At 69.8% G+C, this 16,652-nt stretch carries 11 protein-coding genes and 5 pseudogenes; 4 read left to right on the top strand and 12 right to left on the bottom strand.

Annotated elements, in window-relative coordinates; genetic code table 11:
- Window positions 1-18 precede the first annotated feature (18 nt).
- The 9 genes and pseudogenes from OG254_RS48165 to OG254_RS48125 all read right to left on the bottom strand — a co-directional run bounded on the left by OG254_RS48165 (window position 19) and on the right by OG254_RS48125 (window position 11,286).
- The gene (locus tag OG254_RS48165) at window positions 19-1,191 is read right to left on the bottom strand and encodes a N(5)-(carboxyethyl)ornithine synthase (RefSeq protein WP_405594468.1); all 1,173 of its coding nucleotides are present in this window, start codon (window positions 1,189-1,191) and stop codon (window positions 19-21) included.
- 169 nt (window positions 1,192-1,360) lie between these two features.
- Window positions 1,361-1,864 (bottom strand): annotated as a pseudogene (locus OG254_RS48160) (CBS domain-containing protein); the annotation flags it as partial.
- Window positions 1,865-1,876: 12 nt separating this feature from the next.
- A pseudogene (locus tag OG254_RS48155) lies at window positions 1,877-4,577 on the bottom strand (GNAT family N-acetyltransferase).
- A gap of 213 nt (window positions 4,578-4,790) precedes the next feature.
- Window positions 4,791-5,042, bottom strand: a pseudogene (locus OG254_RS48150) (type I glyceraldehyde-3-phosphate dehydrogenase); the annotation flags it as partial.
- Between the two features lie 69 nt (window positions 5,043-5,111).
- Entirely contained in the window at window positions 5,112-7,493 is a 2,382-nt protein-coding gene (locus tag OG254_RS48145) for a phosphoketolase (RefSeq protein WP_405594466.1), read from the bottom strand.
- Between the two features lie 72 nt (window positions 7,494-7,565).
- Window positions 7,566-8,441 carry a universal stress protein gene (locus tag OG254_RS48140; protein ID WP_405594464.1) on the bottom strand — a complete coding sequence of 292 codons (876 nt, stop codon included), beginning with the start codon at window positions 8,439-8,441 and terminating at the stop codon, window positions 7,566-7,568.
- A 5-nt stretch (window positions 8,442-8,446) separates the two neighbouring features.
- Window positions 8,447-9,469 carry a zinc-dependent alcohol dehydrogenase gene (locus OG254_RS48135; RefSeq protein WP_405594462.1) on the bottom strand — a complete coding sequence of 341 codons (1,023 nt, stop codon included), beginning with the start codon at window positions 9,467-9,469 and terminating at the stop codon, window positions 8,447-8,449.
- 25 nt (window positions 9,470-9,494) lie between these two features.
- Window positions 9,495-10,451, bottom strand: a complete 957-nt coding sequence (locus OG254_RS48130; RefSeq protein WP_405594460.1) for a universal stress protein — start codon at window positions 10,449-10,451, stop codon at window positions 9,495-9,497.
- Between the two features lie 199 nt (window positions 10,452-10,650).
- Window positions 10,651-11,286: a hypothetical protein gene (locus OG254_RS48125; RefSeq protein WP_405594458.1), complete on the bottom strand. Its 636-nt coding sequence runs from the start codon at window positions 11,284-11,286 to the stop codon at window positions 10,651-10,653.
- 222 nt (window positions 11,287-11,508) lie between these two features.
- On the opposite strand from OG254_RS48125, the pseudogene OG254_RS48120 reads away from it, so the two are divergent.
- The 3 genes and pseudogenes from OG254_RS48120 to OG254_RS48110 form a co-directional block, all read left to right on the top strand.
- A pseudogene (locus tag OG254_RS48120) lies at window positions 11,509-11,847 on the top strand (transposase); the annotation flags it as partial.
- A gap of 421 nt (window positions 11,848-12,268) precedes the next feature.
- On the top strand, window positions 12,269-12,505 hold the full coding sequence (locus tag OG254_RS48115) for a hypothetical protein (protein ID WP_405594456.1): 237 nt from the start codon (window positions 12,269-12,271) through the stop codon (window positions 12,503-12,505).
- Entirely contained in the window at window positions 12,502-12,636 is a 135-nt protein-coding gene (locus OG254_RS48110) for a hypothetical protein (RefSeq protein WP_405594453.1), read from the top strand. The genes OG254_RS48115 and OG254_RS48110 overlap by 4 nt, the downstream gene beginning before the upstream one ends.
- Before the next feature lie 307 nt (window positions 12,637-12,943).
- On the opposite strand, the gene OG254_RS48105 is transcribed toward OG254_RS48110, so the two are convergent.
- A complete protein-coding gene (locus OG254_RS48105) occupies window positions 12,944-13,885 on the bottom strand; it encodes a GNAT family N-acetyltransferase (RefSeq protein WP_405594451.1) in 942 nt (313 codons plus the stop codon).
- Between the two features lie 226 nt (window positions 13,886-14,111).
- Here OG254_RS48105 and OG254_RS48100 point away from each other — a divergent pair.
- Window positions 14,112-14,755, top strand: a pseudogene (locus tag OG254_RS48100) (transposase); the annotation flags it as partial.
- A gap of 159 nt (window positions 14,756-14,914) precedes the next feature.
- On the opposite strand, the gene OG254_RS48095 reads toward OG254_RS48100, so the two are convergent.
- Entirely contained in the window at window positions 14,915-15,478 is a 564-nt protein-coding gene (locus tag OG254_RS48095) for a helix-turn-helix domain-containing protein (RefSeq protein ID WP_351197351.1), read from the bottom strand.
- Window positions 15,478-16,416 (bottom strand): oxidoreductase, encoded by a 939-nt coding sequence (locus OG254_RS48090; RefSeq protein ID WP_405594449.1) that lies wholly within the window; start codon window positions 16,414-16,416, stop codon window positions 15,478-15,480. The genes OG254_RS48095 and OG254_RS48090 overlap by 1 nt, the downstream gene beginning before the upstream one ends.
- Window positions 16,417-16,652 lie beyond the last annotated feature (236 nt).

The following is a 16,652-nucleotide window of genomic DNA, read 5'->3' as shown; positions in this document are numbered from 1 at the left end:
CCTCAACGCGCTGGCGTACTAGACCCCTGACTTCAGCGCAGTCGCCGGGACTTCGGGAGCGTGGGGGTAGGCGGCTGACCGGTGCTGGAAGGAAAGGATCTTCGGGTTCTGGACGACGCCGTCGCGGATCTCGATGGCCTCTCTGATCGTGACGTCGGTGTCCCATGCCGCGGGGCCGTTCATGACCTTGCGCAGGTAGGGAAGGAGCGCCTCGCTGATTTCCCAGGTGGCGGAGTTCCACAGGTGGGACGGGCTGTGATCCACCGCGTAGTAGTGGCAGCCCGATCCCACCGAGGGCATGGGCTCGCCGAAGGTGGTCGGGTGGGCCCATGCGAAGCCCATGCCCTCGTCGCAGGCGACGTCGATGAAGAAGGTTCCCGGCCGGAAGAGGGCGAGTTCCTCGTCGGTGACGAACATGAGCGGCGCGTCGGTGTCCTGCAGGACGCAGTTGACGATGATGTCGAACCCGGCCAGGTACTCCGCCAGCGGCTCGGAACCGGCCGCGGTGATTGCCCGCAGGCGCGAGGGATCGTCCTCCTGCTCCTCGAAGTGGCCCATCACCACCGAGGGCATCGGGGACGCCACCGCTGCCGCGGCGCGTTGGGTGAGCACGGTGACGTCGGTGACCCCCATGGCGCCCAGGCCCGTGACCGCTCCACGCGCCGTGGCGCCGAAGCTGATGATCACCGCACGCAGGCGGCGCCCGTAGCTACCGGTCAGCCCGCCGAGTTGCAGGGCGTGCAGCACCGAGCAGTAGCCGGCGAGCTCGTTGTTCTTGTGGAACACATGGACGCTGAAGGCACCCGTGGAGGTCCAGTGGTTCATGGCTTCCCAGGCGATCACGGTCAGCCGTCGGTCGATGCCGATCTGGGTCATCTTCTCGTCCTGCACGCAGTGCGGCCATCCCCACAGCACCTGGCCTTCGTGCAGCGCGGCGATGTCGTCGTGCATCGGTTTGGGCAGCAGCACGACGTCGCACTCGGCGAGGAGTCGCTCGCGCGAGTGCAGGCCAGCCACGAGGGGGCGCAGCGCGTCGTCGGCGACGCCGAAGCGTCGGCCGTAGCCCTGTTCGAGGAAGATCCTCTCGCGTATGTCCGGGGCGATCCGGTCGAGGTGGCTGGGGTGCAGGGGCAGTCGGAACTCGTTCTCCTTGTGGGAGGCGGCGAGTACTGCGAGGCTCATCAGGCTCATGTGGGGCGGCTCATTTCCGACCGGACGCGATGTGCTCCGGCCTTGCCGTTCCCCGAGGGCGACGCCGAAATGGATGACGGCGTGCGAGGTGCGCTCGGTACCGTCACCGTACTCCGGTGCCTGCCGCTCAGCGCCCGCCGCTCGTTTGAGCTCGAAGGATCCACAGGTCCAGGCTGCGCCCCAGCACCTCCTGGACGACCTCGTCGTGGATCTCCTGGTCGGGCCGCAGGAACACCTGGAGCAGGTCGCGCCGGGTGACGATGCCGACCAGCCGGTCCTCCTCGTCGAGGACGGGCAGCCGCTCCACTCGCCGCTGGGCCATGGTCCGGGCGGCCTCGGCGATGGTGTCGTCGGCGTGCACGGTGACGGGCGGTGCGGTCATCAGCTGACCGGCGGTGCGGGCCTTGGCCTTCGCAGCCTGTCGCCGGGCGCCGCGTGTCAGGCCGGCCGGCCGGAAGCGGGGCTTCGCGCCGTACGGCTCGGGAGTCACCGCCTGGCGCATCACCAGGTCCGTCTCGGAAACGACCCCGAGGACCTTGTCGTCCTCGTCGACCACCGGCAGGCCGCTGATCCGGTGGTCGGCCAGCAGCCGCGCCACCCCCTTGAACGGGGTGTCGTACGCGGCCCTCACGACGTCACTGGTCATCACGGAGCCGATCTTGTTGTGCTTCATGGCGGGTCCTCCTCAGCGCAGTCGGCGAAGATGGGGGTCGTGGGGGCGGCGCGACAGCAGGCGGATCCGGGCGTCGAGCACGGTGACCTGCCCGGGTGTCGCGAGCACCGGGTTGAAGTCGGCTTCGGCGAGCTGCGGCAGGTCCGCGGCCAGGCGGGAGAGCCGCAGCAGCAGATCTTCCAGGCCCTCGAGGTCGACGGGTGCGTTGCCGTGCGCACCGAACAGGAGTGGGGCGCAGCGCGGGGACGTGACCAGGTCGTGCACGTCGTGGTCGGTGAGCGGGGCGAGCCGTGCCGCGTGGTCGGCGAGCACCTCGGTGGCAGTACCGCCGAGGCCGAACAGGACGAGCGGCCCGAAGACCTCGTCCTGGACGGCGCCCGCGAACAGTTCGATGCCACGCGGGGCGAGGGACTGCACGACGGCTCCGGTCATCAGGCCGGCGAATCGGGTGTCCAGGTCCCTGAATGCGGCACGCACTTCGCTGTCTCCTCGTAGGTCGAGGTGGACGGCGTGCTGCTCGCTCTTGTGCACCAGTCCTGGCCAGTGAGCCTTCATGACCACGCGTCCGTCGAAGCCGCGCAGCCGGTCGGCGGCGAGGACGGCTTCGTCCTCGGTCGCGGCCCAGTCCCACGGGATCTGACGGATGCCGTAGCAGGACAGGAGGTTGGCGCAGGTACGCGGGTCGAGCCGGCCGCCTTCCGGATGTGCGAGGAGATACTCCTCGGCGATCGCCTGCGCGCGCCGCGTATCGATGTCCTGGAGGTCCGGAACGGTCCCGGCGGGGCGGGCCAGCCAGTCCGCGCGGTGGGCGGCGTGGGCGAGTGCGCGTGCCGCCGCGTGCGGTTCGGCGTACGAGGGGATCGTGCCGCCGTCGGCGGCGGGCAGCAGTTCGACGGGCCGGGGCTGTTCCAGGCGTACGACGGCGACGGGCAGGGCCCGGCGTCCGGATGCCCGCGTGAGTGCTCGTACCAGGTCGTCACCGGTCGCCTCGGCGAGCGCGGTGGGGACGAGGGCCACGAGTACGGCGTCGATGCCGGCGCACCGCATGAGTCGGTCCACGCAGTCGCCGAGCTGGTCCTCCGTGACTGCGGCGGTGGCGTCGACAGGGTTGCCGATCACGGCCCCTTCGGGCAGTACGGCGAGCAGGTCGTCGACCGTGGAGGGGTTGAACGTCGGCAGGACGAGCCCGGCCTCTGCGCAGGCGTCGGCCGCCAGGACGCCGGCGCCGCCCGCGTTGGTGACGATCGCAATCCGTGAGGCCTTTGGGAGCGGCTGGGAGTGCAACAGGGCGGCGGCTTCGAGGAGTTCGCCGACCGAGTGGGTCGCGGTGATGCCGGCCTGGGTGAACAGGGACTGGCGCGTCATGGTGCGGGTGGCTGCGGCCGCCGTGTGCGAGGCGGCGGCGCGGCGGCCGGCGTCGGTGCGCCCGGCGTCGACGGTGAGTACTGGCATGCGGCGGGTCACCCGGCGGGCCGTACGGGAGAACGCGCGCGGGTTGCCGAAGGACTCCAGATGCAGCAGGGCGAGGTCGGTGCGGCCATCGCTCTCCCACCACTGGAGCATGTCGTTGCCGCTGACGTCGTACTTGTCGCCGAGGGAGACGAAGGAGGAGACGCCGATGCCCAGGCGGGACAGTCCGGCGAGCAGGGCGATTCCGACCCCGCCGGACTGCACCGCGATGCCCGCCGTGCCGGGGCGCGGGTGGCCGGCGGCGAAGGTGGCGTCCAGCCGCAGTTCCGGCTCGGTGTTGGCGATGCCCAGGCAGTTCGGCCCGACGAGGCGCATGCCGTGGGAACGGCAGGCCGTCAGCAGTGCCTGCGCCTGGTCGCTGTCGAGGCCTGCGGTCACCACGAGCAGCGCCCGCACGCCGGCCTTGCCGCACTCCTCGGCGGTGGCGGGGACGGCCGCGGCGGGCACGGCGACGACCACGAGGTCGGGGGTCTTGGGCAGAGCGGTGACCGATGGGTGGCAGGGGATGCCGAGGATGGAGCGGGCTCTGGGGTTCACCGCGAAGAGGCGTCGGGTGAATCGGCCGGAGTGCAGATGGTGGAGAATCGTGCGGCCGACCGAGCCGGGCTTGCGTCCGGCACCGACGACCGCGACCACGTCCGGCCTCAGCAGGGACTGGAGGCTGGCCACGTTTGCGTGGCGCCCGCGGGTCTCCACGGCCGGGAGATAGGTGTCGTCCTCGTCGAGCGCGACGGTGCAGCGCACCTCAGGGCCGTCGAAGCGGCGGGCGGTGCGCAGGCCGAGGTCGGCGAAGAGGCGAAGTACTTCGTGGTTCTCGCTGAGCGCGTCGGCGGTGAAGGTGGTGACGCCTTCGGCGCGCGCTGCGGAGACCAGGTGCTCGACGAGCAGGGTGCCCACGCCACGGTGTGAGTCCGTCGGCCACCGCGATGGAGATCTCGGCACAGTCCGCCTCGTCCACCGCCTCGTGCTCGGCGAGGCCGATCACGCGGCCCTGCGTCTGCGCGAGGAGCGCGCGGTAGCCGGGGCGGGCCGGCGCGCAGGCCCGGTCGGCAGCCATGGCGGCCGAGCGCCGACTTGCGGCGAAGAACCTGAGCCGAAGGTTCTCCGGGGACATCTCCTCGTAGAGCCCCTCCAGCTGATCGTGGTCGCCCGGCACGACGGGGCGGATGCACACGGTGGTGCCGTCCGCGAGCAGCGCGTGGACCGCGGGTCCGTCGAACTCGTGGTCGTTCGTCGTGGTCATCGTGGTTCCTCCAAGCCTCTTCGCACTTCGAGCGTCCAGCGGATCGGCGAGGAGGCCCATGGGCTGTCCGGGGTGCACCGGGGGCCGGTCGGCCCAACCTTGGGCGCTGGTTGTCCAGGCATGCGGAGGGGACCGGTGATCGGCGGCACCGGTCCCCTCCGGGGTGGGTGTCAGGCGTCGGCGACGAGGGCCGTGAGGTCGAGGCGCCGGTTTGTTGAGGGGCCCCTCGGCTGCCGCGGCGAACGCCTCGTTGATCTCCTCCATGCTCGCCTCACGGTTCAGGACCACGGCGAGGTCGGTGAGTGAGCCGTCCTCGACGGGGACCCGGACGGCGATCCCGTCCAGCGCGCCCGACAGTGCCGGCACGACGAAGCCCGCGGCGCGGGCCGCACCCGTGCTGGCCGGGCTGATACTCAGCGCCGCCGGGCGGGCCCGGCGCAGGTCCTTGTGCGGGCCATCCTGGAGAGGCGGCCGGAGCCGTTGATGCCGACGCGTACGGTCATGATGACGAGCTCCTTCCGGGGGCAGGGGCGTTCAGGAGTTCCAGGTCCAGTCGGCGACTTCGGGCAGGTCGGTGCCGTGCTCGCGGATCCAGGCGTGGTGGCGGGTGCGGACGTCGGCCATGTGCTGGCGTACGGCGGCGGCACGGACGGCGAGGCCCGGGACGCGGTCGATGACGTCCATGACCAGGCGGTAGCGGTCCAGGTCGTTGCGGACGACCATGTCGAACGGCGTGGTCGTGGTCCCGGACTCCTTGTAGCCGCGCACGTGCAGGTTCGGGTGGCCGGTACGGCGGTAGGCGAGGCGGTGGATCAGCCACGGGTAGCCGTGGTACGCGAAGATCACCGGCTTGTCCTGGGTGAACAGGCCGTCGTACTCGAAGTCGGTCATGCCGTGCGGGTGTTCCTCGCGCGGCATCAGCCGGGTCATGTCGACGACGTTGACCACGCGGACGGCGAGCTGTGGGAGGTGCTGGCGGAGCAGCTGGGCCGCGGCCAGTACCTCTTGGGTGGGCACGTCGCCGGCGCAGGCGAGCACCACGTCCGGCTCGCCGCCGTTCTCCGTGCCGGCCCAGTCCCAGACGCCGGCTCCGCGCGCGCAGTGGGCGCGGGCGGCGTCCATCGACAGCCAGTCGAAGCAGGGCTGTTTGCCGGCCACGATCACGTTGACGTAGTCGCGGCTGCGCAGGGCGTGGTCCGCGACGGAGAGGAGGGTGTTGGCGTCCGGCGGCAGATAGACCCGTACGACCTCCGGGCTCTTGTTGAGGACGTGGTCGACGAAGCCGGGGTCCTGGTGGGAGAAGCCGTTGTGGTCCTGCCGCCAGACGTGCGAGGTCAGCAGGTAGTTGAGGGAGGCGATCGGCCTGCGCCACGGCAGGTCCCCGGACGTCTTCAGCCACTTGATGTGCTGGTTGACCATCGAGTCGACGATGTGCACGAACGCTTCGTAGCAGGAGAACAGCCCGTGCCGGCCGGTGAGGAGGTAGCCCTCCAGCCAGCCCTGGCATGTGTGCTCGGAGAGGATCTCCAGGACACGGCCGTGACGGTCGAGGTGCTCGTCGACCGGCAGTGTTGCGGCCTGCCAGGCCTTGCCACTGGCGTCGAAGACGGCCTGGAGCCGGTTGGAGGCGGTCTCGTCGGGGCCGACGACGCGGAAGTCGCGGCGGGCCGAGGTGTCCTTCATGACCTGTTCGATGAGGCCGCCGAGGATGCGGGTGGGCTCGTGCAGGGTCGTTCCCGGCTTGTCGACCGGTACGGCGAAGGAGTCCAGAGGCCGGATGGGCAGGTCGCGAACGAGGAGCCCGCCGTTGGCGTGCGGGGTGGCACCCAGGCGACGGGTGCCTTCGGGTACGCAGGCGAGGACGTCGGGGACGGGGCGGCCGTCCGGGTGGAACAGCTCCTCGGGGCGGTAGGAGCGCAGCCATGCCTCCAACTGCTTCAAATGCTCCGGGTTTTCCCGTACGCCGGAGAGCGGGACCTGGTGTGCGCGCCAGGTTCCCTCCACCGGCAGACCATCGACCTCGGCGGGACCGGTCCAGCCCTTCGGCGTCCGCAGCACGATCACCGGCCAGTGCACGCGCTCGCCGGCGCCGCCCTCGCGGGCCGACCGCTGCACCTGGGCGATACGGTCCAGTGCCTCGTCGAAGGCACGCGCCGTCGCACGGTGGACAGCGAGGGGGTCGTCGCCGGTGACGTGGATCGGCTCGTGGCCGTAGCCCCTGAGCAGCGCGTCCAGTTCGGCCTCGGGCAGGCGGGACAGCACGGACGGATTGGCGATCTTGTAGCCGTTGAGATGCAGGATCGGCAGGACGGCACCGTCGTGCACCGGGTCGAGGAACTTGTTGGAGTGCCAGGAGGCGGCCAGCGGTCCGGTCTCCGCCTCTCCGTCGCCGATGACGCAGGTGACGAGCAGGTGCGGGTTGTCGAAGGCGGCGCCGTAGGCGTGGGCGAGCGAGTATCCGAGCTCGCCGCCTTCGTGGATGGAGCCCGGGACCTCCGGCGCGACATGACTGGGCACACCGCCGGGGAAGGAGAACTGCCGGAACAGCCGCTCCATGCCCTGCACGTCGCGCGACACGTCCGGGTAGGTCTGGCTGTAGCTGCCGTCCAGCCAGGAGCCCGCGAGCACGGACGGACCGCCGTGCCCAGGGCCCCAGACGCACAGCGCGTCGAGTCCACGCGCCTTGATGACGCGGTTGAGGTGGGTGTACACGAGGTTCAGTCCTGGTGAGGTGCCCCAGTGGCCGAGCAGCCGCGGTTTGATGTGTTCGGGCTTGAGGGGCTCGGTGAGCAGCGGGTTCGCCAACAGGTAGATCTGTCCCGCGGCCAGGTAGTTGGCAGCCCGCCAGTGGGCGTCGAGCGTGCGCAGTTCGTCGTCGGTCGGTGCTGTGGCGCTTTGGTGTTCCACCTTGGACATAGGAAGACTCCGGAAGTCATGGATTCGGGTCGCAGGGCGGTGACCCTGCCGCGCGGAGCGTCTTGCTCGATCTCAATCCCGTTCCGGCACGATGGCGACCGGGCAGGCCGAGTGGTGCAGCACCCCATGGGCCACCCGGCCCAGCTGAAGCCCGAAGTGCCGGTGGTGGCGCTCGGCGCCGATGACCAGGAGGTCGGCAGCGCGTGAGGCGTCCGTGAGGACGTTCCGGGTGTTGCCCTCGACCGCACGGCGGCGGGTTTCGACGTCGGCGGAGACGTCGTGCAGCGCCTTCTCCAGTACCTCCACCGCCTGCTGCTGATGCATGCGGGAGGGTTCCCCGGCCAGAAGTGGATGGTCCGTGGTCTCGTGTGCGGGGCACCGCCAGGCCCGTACGGCGTCCAGGACCGCGCCCCGCCGGCGCGCCTCGTCGGAGGCGAAGCGCACCGCTGCCGGGGTCGTCGGCTTCTCACCGACGCCTACGACAATGCGGCCGTGCGGCACTGGCCGGACCTCGTTGTCATGGCTGGCGCGCACGACGACCATCGGGCAGTGCGCGTGCCCGGCGACGGTCAGGCTCACCGACCCCAGCAGCGCCTCGGTGATGCCGCCGCGGCCCCGGGTGCCGGTGACCAGCAGGGAGGCGCTGCGACTCTCCCGCACCAGGGTGTACTCGGGTTCCTCGGGCAGAACCTCGGTGGAGATCTTCAGGTCGGCCTGACGGCGGTGAGCACGCCGGGCGGCGGTTTCCACGATGTCCTGGGCTCGCACCTGCTCGGACGGCTTGCCCAGGTCGTGGGCCAGGGCGGCGCCCTCGTAGCGCTCCCACAGCGAGGCGTACACCAGTCGCAGCGGCGCCTCGCGCAGGGTTGCCTCGTCGGCTGCCCAGTTGACGGCTCGCAGGGCGGCTTCGGAGCCGTCGACGCCGACGACGATCGGAAGGAGGTCCATCGCCGTCACCGTCCCGTGCCGAGGTCGAAGACGATCCGGGCCTTTACCTGACCTCGCAGCACTTCGTCGATGGACTCGTTGACCGAGCTCAGCGGGCGGGTCTCGCAGATGACCTCGGTGCGGCCGGCCGCGTGCAGTTGGAACACCTCGGCGAGGTCCTGCCGGGTGCCGACGATCGAGCCGATCACGCTCGTCCCGTTCAAGACGGTGTCGAAGATCGGGACCTGGATCGTGCCGTGCGCGGGCAGGGCGACCATGACGAGCTTGCCGCCGCGCCGCAGCCCGGAATTGACGGCTGCGAAGGCGGCTTCGTTCACCGCGAGCGCGATCGCCGCGTGTGCGCCTCCGTACCGCTTCAGCACCTCGCCCACGTCGTGCTTGCGGGCGTCGATGACGACGTCGGCACCCAGTTCGGCGGCGAGTTCCAGCTTTTCGTCGGTGACGTCGATGGCCGCGACCGTGGCCCCGGCGATCTTCGCGTACTGCACGGCCAGGTGACCGAGTCCGCCGATCCCGGAGATCGCGACGAGCTGAGAGGGCCGGACGTCGGCGACTTTGAGCGCCTTGTACGTGGTCACGCCGGCGCAGGTCAGCGGGGCGGCGTCGACGGCGGTGACGCCCTTCGGCACCGGCTGGGCGAAGTCGGCCCAGGCCAGCATCTTCTCGGCGTACCCGCCGTCGCAGCCGTAGCCGGTGTTGATCTGCAGTTCGCACAACGTCTCCCAGCCGGAGAGGCAGTGCTCGCACCGGCCGCAGGCCTTGCCGAGCCAGGGCACGGCTACCCGCTGGCCTACCGCGAGGTGGGTGACGCCGTCGCCGAGCTTGTCGACGAGGCCGACTCCTTCGTGGCCGGGCACGAAGGGCGGGTTGGGCTTGACGGGCCAGTCGCCGTGGGCGGCGTGGATGTCGGTGTGGCACAGCCCGGAGGCCTCGACCCGGATGCGGACCTGGCCGGGGCCGGGCTGAGGGGCGGGGCGGTCCTCGATGACCAGGGGCTCGCCGAAGGCTCGTACGACCGCTGCCTTCATGGTTTCTACTCCTCGGGTTCTCTCGTCAGTGGTGCGGAACGACAGCGACGGGGGCGGTGGAGTGATGCAGGACGGCGTGGGTGACGGGCCCGATGTGCGCGCCGATCGGGTTACGGCGGATGCGCTTGCCGACGACGACCAGGGATGCCTCGCGGGAGGCATCGACGAGGTGGTTGGCGGGGATTCCGTAGTGGGAGTCTGCGGTGACCTCGACGTCCGGGAACTTCTTGCGCCACGGACGCAGGAGCTCGGTGAGGGCACTGGTCTCGGCCTGTGCCAGGGATCCGTGGAGTTCGAGGTCCACGGACAAGCCGTACGCGTAGTACGGGGGCACGTTCCAGCCGTGCACCACCCGCAGGGAGGTACCGCGGCGGGCGGCCGCGGCGAACGCGAACTCGATCAGCTCCTCATCCGGACTCTCGATGTCGAGGCCGAGGACGACAGGCCGGTAGGCAGTCGCGGCGGAAGGAATGCCGGCGGGGTCCATCTCGTGCTCGTCGGCGGCCTGCTCGCCGGCGCGGACCAGAACGACCGGCCGCTCGGTGTGGGCCACGACCGAGAGTCCGACCGAGCCGACCACGAAGCCACCGATCCCGCTGAGTCCACGGGAGCCGAGGACCAGCAGTTCGGCATCCTTCGCCGCGTCGGCCAGCACTTCGGCGGGCCGGCCGGAGAGCTGCTCGGTGATGACGTCGAGGCGTGGGTGGCGTGCACGGAGGCCCTCGGCCGCCTCGCGTGGGACCCTCTCCCAGCCTTCGGCCGGGGGTGCCCCCATCTCGCTTGGCTCGGTCCAGTGCTGCTGGGTCTCGGTGCCGAGGAGCGGCGCCTGCGCCATGGGCGCCGGTGCCGGCTCCCAGACATGGACCAGCTTCAACGGCAACCCGAGCAACTGGGCTTCGCGGGCCGCCCACTCGGCCGCCGCGCGGCTCTCATGTGAGCCGTCGAGGCCGACGGTGACGCTGAGGGTGACGGTGCGGATCATGATTCCACCTCCTGAATCGGTGGTCCCGATCTGGATCGGTGGTCCCGATCTGAATCGGTGGTCCCGATTCGAGCTTCGTCTTCGGATGAGGCACTCGGCAGGGGCCGCAGGTCCCTACAAGGGGCCGACCGGCCCTGGCCGGTCCTACTCGGTGCGGGTGGGCCCCCGGTGAGGCCCACCCACACCTCACCTCCCCCGGTCAGCGCAGCCAGGGGCTGCGGCGGATGAGCGGGAGCTTGGCCCAGAGCCGGCCGAGGCCGAGGGAGTCGCCTGCGGAAACGGTGGCCAAGGCGATCAGGACGACGGCGTAGATGAGGTGGTACTCCGCGAACGGGTTCGTCGACATGGTCGGCGTACCGTCCGAGAGGGTCTGGGCGGGCGGCCACTCGGCGACCCACATCAGCGCCATCATCACGGCGCCCGCGACGGCCGCGACCCGCAGCGCCACACCGGCGATGAGCGCGAGGCCGATCCCGAACAGACCCAGCATGAACAGCCAGTCCGCCCAGGCCTCCCCGGCCCAGGAGTGGAAGGTGGGCTCCATCGGCCCGGCTGCCACCTGGCTGAGGAAGCCCTTGGTCGGCGAGCCGCCGTCGATCCAGCCCTTGCCGGACTGGGTGGCGTAGCCAAGGCCGAAGGTCTTGTCGAGGAACGCCCACAGGAAGACGAATCCGGTGAGCAGGCGCAGGGACGCGAACACGTAGGCCCGCACGGTGTGCGCGTCGCCGTGTGCCGACACGATGGGCTCAGGTGCGGAGGCGGGGACGGTTCGGTTCCTGCGGATGGACGGCAGGCGCAGGCCCGAACTCCGGTGAGGATGCTCGTGCACGGCCATGGTGGTGATCCCTTCGGGGAGATCGGACGGTCCGGTCGGTGTCCGCCGTTGTCACTCTCGCGGCGCCGGGCGACGGCCGCCGTATGCCGAAGGTCTATGGCCGTTGGGCCGAACGGCCCTGTCCTCAAGGGCCGTTGGGGTGCATGCCCGGCCCAGCGCGCTTCACCTCTCGCGGTCCTGAGTGCGCCGGTGGATCCTGAGCTCGGACGGAGAAAGGTCTTTGGTCCGCTGCTCGCGCTCGAACCGGTCCGGGCTCCGCAGGACGCAGTAGAGCGGTTATGGATCGTGGACGACACGCTCATTCCGGTCCGTGACCGCAGGGTAGGCACGTCCTCGCGTAACTACCGTTTCTCGGCGAATGTGCAGGTCGTCGTGGACGCGGATACGCGTCTGGTGGTGGCCGTGGCCCGCCCGGTGCCCGGTACGACGGCGGATGCGAAGGCCTGGCGGGACTCGGGCCTGGCCCGGCAGTGCCAGGGCGTCACGGTGCTCGGCGACGGCGCCTACATCAGCACCGGGCTCGTCGTCCCGCACCGCAAGCGGCCGGGGCGGCCGCTGCTGTAGGGCGAGGAAGAAGACAATGCACAACCTCGCCTTGGCCGCGTGACCAGACACCCCAACAAGCCAGCTCAGGCTGCCTGATCACGGCACTGTGCAACACGCTTTACGACCTCGCGCACGGTTAGGCGTGGCTCGGCGCTCAGGTGGCTCGTTGAACTGGCCATGATTGGGGCTGGGGCGCGTGAGTTGATCGTGGCGGAGTACCGGGTCACTGGGCTGTCGCCGGATGTGATCGCTGAACTCGTCGCTGAGGTGAGGCTGTTGTGGCACGAGCAGCATCAGGATGGCCTGACGGCTCGGTCGCGGCGGCGGGCTGTGGGAGCCGGGCGAAGTACAAGCTCGTCTTCGTCGACCGGCTGCCGGCCACCCTGGTGAGTCTGCGCCATGGCACCACTCATGATGTGCCGGCTGCTGGTTCGGCGTGGACCGCTCCACCATCACCCGCGCCATCGGCGAGGTGCGGCCCCTGCTCGCGCAGCGGGGCTGCACCGTCGCGCCGGGCATCCGCCTAGGCACTCTCGCCGAGGTCGTTGAGCACCAGGGCGCCGACGGTCGTACCGGGATCATCGACGGCACGGAGATCCGCGTGCGACGCCCGGCCACAGGCCGCAAAGACCGTACAGATTCGTCTCCGGCAAGACCAAGCAGAACGCCGTGAAGGCCATGGTCCTCACTCATGCCGGCTATCAGGGGATGGGCGCGCAGACCGGCGGACGGGTGGTGACACTGCCCCATCGCAAGTTCTTGAAGAACGCTCCAGCCTGGTATGAGGAGCGGCACGAGCAGTAGCGGAAGGCGCACCCATCAAGGCGCATCCGCGTCGGGCACGGCATCGCACACCTGAAGAACTGGCGGGCTCTTGCCCGCCACCTCGGCCTTCGCGAGCACATGAGTGACATCGTCCAAGCCGTGGCCGGGCTGCTCTCACACCAGCAGACCGCCACTCTCTACCGCGGCCTTCAAGCGTGGAGACCGTCAGCACCGCAGACCCCGACGTGCCACGGCCAACCATGCACGAGCTCGCAACGGATGTCCCGCAAATCGAAGGCCAGGGGGCGAGAGGGTTGGGCGAGGGTGAAGGTTGGGAGGTGGCCGATCAGTCCCAGCGCATATCGATGCGCCCAGCGAAGTTGTCATACCCGGCCCGCTCGAATGCCCGGGCCATCGGCTGGTTTCCCAGATCGGTGTCTGCGGTGACGCGTTCGGCGCCCTGGGCAGCCAGCAGGTGGGTCCCTTCGGCGAGCAGGTCGTTGACGAAGCCATGGCCCCGGTGGCCGTCGATCACGCCGAGGTAGGCGATCACGAAGCCGTTCGGGCTTTGCGCCGGAACAACCAAACCGATCGGTTCGCCGTCCCGGCGGACCCCGATCCGCCACCATGCGCGCGGACTGGGATAGCTCAGCAGTTCGTCGTGGTACTGCACGCGTGCGTAGTCGCTGGCCGAGGAACGGGCGACGTCGGCCTGGCTGTAGGCATCCAGCGTGCCCGGAAGGATGCGGGTAAGAAGATCGATCGCTTCCTCATCGCTGCTGACCGAGCGGAAGGTCAGGCTGCCACGGTGTGAAGGCACTGGTGTGCTGGACGCCCAGCGATAGCGGAGCCGCTCAACGAAAATCTTGCCGCCGGTGCGCTCCACCACCTCTATCCGGGCTCTGATGCGACGTTCAGTGATGGCGTCGTCTCTCCAATTCGTCGGGAGGGGCTGGAGAATGTACGGGGGCGGCAGGGTGCCCGCAGGGAAGAGCGCGGTGAGGGCGGTGCGTAGAAGATGCGCGCCGATGTCTGTCCGGAGCGGGTCGCCGTGGGCGTCGTCGATGTCGAGGGTTTCCATGACTTCGGGCCTGATTCCGCTGCGGGACCACCAGCCGACCCGTGCCACCGGTCGGCCGTCTCGTAGGGCCACCCACATCCAGTCGGCGCTGCAATGTCCGTTCTGGAGATCTTCTGCGAGACGGTCGTTGTAGGGGCCAGGCAGAGCATTGAAGAGTTTGATCTCCTCGAGACCGGTGATGGGGCGGAAGATCAGGTCACTTGTCACGTAATGCTCCAGAGGCAGCGAGGCTGAGTGCATGTACCAGGCGCACGACGCCGTCCCTTCCCCCGTCCTGCCTGCTCGGCAACCAGGCCGCTGACTGGACTCGCCGCTACTTGACCAGCGGGATCAACACGCGAGACGGCGCGGGACCCTGCCGTTGAGGTATAGACGATCAACATCTCGACCGCATGCGATTTATGGGCTCTGCCAGATGCGATGATCACCAGTCATGGCCGGAGTAATCACGGCGTCGGAGCCTTCCTGGATAGCCCCCTTCAGCGGACTGAACCCACGTCAGTTCGGCAAGCTGGTCTCTGCATTGCGCCGCGAGGGTGCAGACCACGTTCGCAGGGGCCGACCGTGGAGACTGTCGCTGGAGGACCGGGTCCTGCTGGTTTGCCGCCAACGGCGGACGAACCTGACGCTGCAGCAACTCGCCCCGCACTTCGGAATCTCAACGTCGGCCGCCGGCCGCATCATCGACCATGTCGCCCCGTCACCTGCCCTGCAGCCTCGCCAGCGGTCCCATAAGAACAGCGCGCTGGTCGTGGACGGCAGGCTGGTCCTCACCCGTGACCACGCGGTCACCGAGCAGTCCAAGAACTACAGGTACTCGACCAACCACCAGGTCGTCATCGACGCCGGCACACGACTCGTCGTCTCCGTTGGTCAGCCAGTTCCTGGCAACCGCAACGACTGCAAGGCCTGGGAGCTCTCTGGGGCTCGCGCCACCGTGGGCAAGACCACGGTGATCGCCGACGGCGGCTACCGAGGCACCCGCTTGATCATTCCACACCGCCGCGAACCATCCACGCCGAACTCCCGGCCTGGAAGGAGGAGCACAATGACTCCCACTGCAAGGTCCATGCCCGCGACCTGCAGTGCCGTGTCAGCCTTGTGGAGGCCTCGGCACCAACCGGTCCGTGAGGCAGGAACCCGTAAGCCGGGCGACCGGCGGAACCCCCCACCGCTGCGCGCAGCTCCGCCCAGGGAATCCCCTCCTTCAGGAGGCGGAGGAAGTCAATGCGGTGGTCACTCGGGGCGGCTGATGGCCCGCCAGCAGGCGTCAGCGATCTCATCGAGCTGGGCCTGAGTCAGCTCGATGCCGCCGGCGGCGAGGCGGACGGCCGGACTGAGGGAGAGCTCGTAGAGCACGTCGATGGGGAACGGATACAGTCGCGCGGCGATATCGGGCAGGGCCACCTGAGTCAGGAGCGGGTCGTTCTCGTTGGCGAGGGCGGAGGCGTGGGCGGGGCCGCGGTACGGGGAGTGCTCCACCTGCAGGAGGAACCGTGCGTGGTTCGGGTTCGCCTTCAAATACCGGTAGCAGGCCAGCCACAGGACGTGGAACCGCTTCTCGGCGGAGAGCTCCGGGCCCAGGTCCGCCGTGGCGGCGAGGCCGAGCTCGGCTTTCGTCTCGCAGTACGCGGCCAGCACCAGTTCGTCCTTGGAGGCGTAGTGGGTGTAGGCGGTGCCGGTTGCCACACCGGCCTCGCGGGCGACCGCGCTCATGGAAGTGCCGTGGAAGCCGTTTTGTGCCACCAGGCTGCGCAAGGCTGCGCGGACGGCGGCCGCCCGGTCGGTCGGTACCGCCATCACGCGCCGGCCGGAGTGTGCAGGTCGAGCGCGACACCGGTTTCACGCTCGGACACCTCCCAGAGCTTCGCGACGGCCCGGTCCATCCCCAACCTGCGCAGGATCGGCTTGCGGACCGGAGCGCCGTTGTTCACGAACAGCGGACCGTAGAACTCTCCGCCCTTGGCCGCCGGGTCCGTGGCGGCGCGAAGCTGCGGCAGCGCGCCGTCTTCGGCGGACATGCCGGTGTGCCGGGCCAAGGCATGGAAGAACCGCTGGGAGGCGCCGCCGCCCGATCCCTCCACGCTGACCGTCTGCAGGTCCGTGTCGGACAGGCCGGGGTGCGCGATCAGACTGACGGTGTGCGCGCCCGCCCGCTGCAGTTCGCGGTGCAGTCCGAGCCCGAAGTGGAAGTTGGCGAGCTTTGCCTGGCCGTAGGCACGCCAGGGCCCGTAGCGGCCCTTCAGGTGGGGGTTGGCCACGTTGACGGCGCGGCCCATGTGGTGGGCGGTGCTGGTCACGGTCACGATGCGGGATCGGGGGGTGCGCAGCAGCGCGGGGAGCAGGAGCGCGGTCAGTGTCCAGTGGCCCAGGTGGTCGACGCCGAACTGCATCTCGAAGCCGTCGACTGTCCGCGACTCGGCGATTCCCATCACGCCTGCGTTGTTGACCAGAAGGTCGAGGCTGTCGTGGGCGGCCAGGATCTGCCCCGCGGCCTCTTTCACGGACGCCTGCGAGGACAGGTCGAGCGCGACCAGCTCCAGTGAGGCGTCCGGGACGGTTGCCCGGATCTCCTCGACCGCGCCGACGGCCTTCTTCTGGTTGCGCACGGCCATCACGACGTGCGCGCCCTTCGCCGCCAGGTTCCTGGCGGTCACCAGTCCGAGCCCGCCGTTGGCGCCAGTGACGACGGCCGTGCGGCCGTGCTGGGCAGGGATGTCCGTTGCGGTCCAGCTCATCTCACACCTCCGACTGAATGTTCATTCAGCCTACGACGCATGGTCCCGCCCCACAAGCCGGGCATTGGAGAGCGGCAGCTGACCGGTCAGCGTCCCGGGGGGCGGCGCAGGGCGGTGGGGTGCGCCGGGTGTGCATGTGATGGCCGTGCGGGAGCCCAGTAGCGCGGTCGTCCAGCTGCCGCCGGCGCCGGGCAGCTGCGCGGCACCACCGAGCCCCGACCAGAGCGATCACCGCG

The sequence above is a fragment of the Streptomyces sp. NBC_01092 genome, assembly GCF_045039535.1.
In the GTDB taxonomy this organism is placed as follows: domain Bacteria; phylum Actinomycetota; class Actinomycetes; order Streptomycetales; family Streptomycetaceae; genus Streptomyces.
The sequence above is the reverse complement of the archived record's forward strand: the minus strand, read 5'-3'. Positions and strand labels throughout refer to the sequence as shown.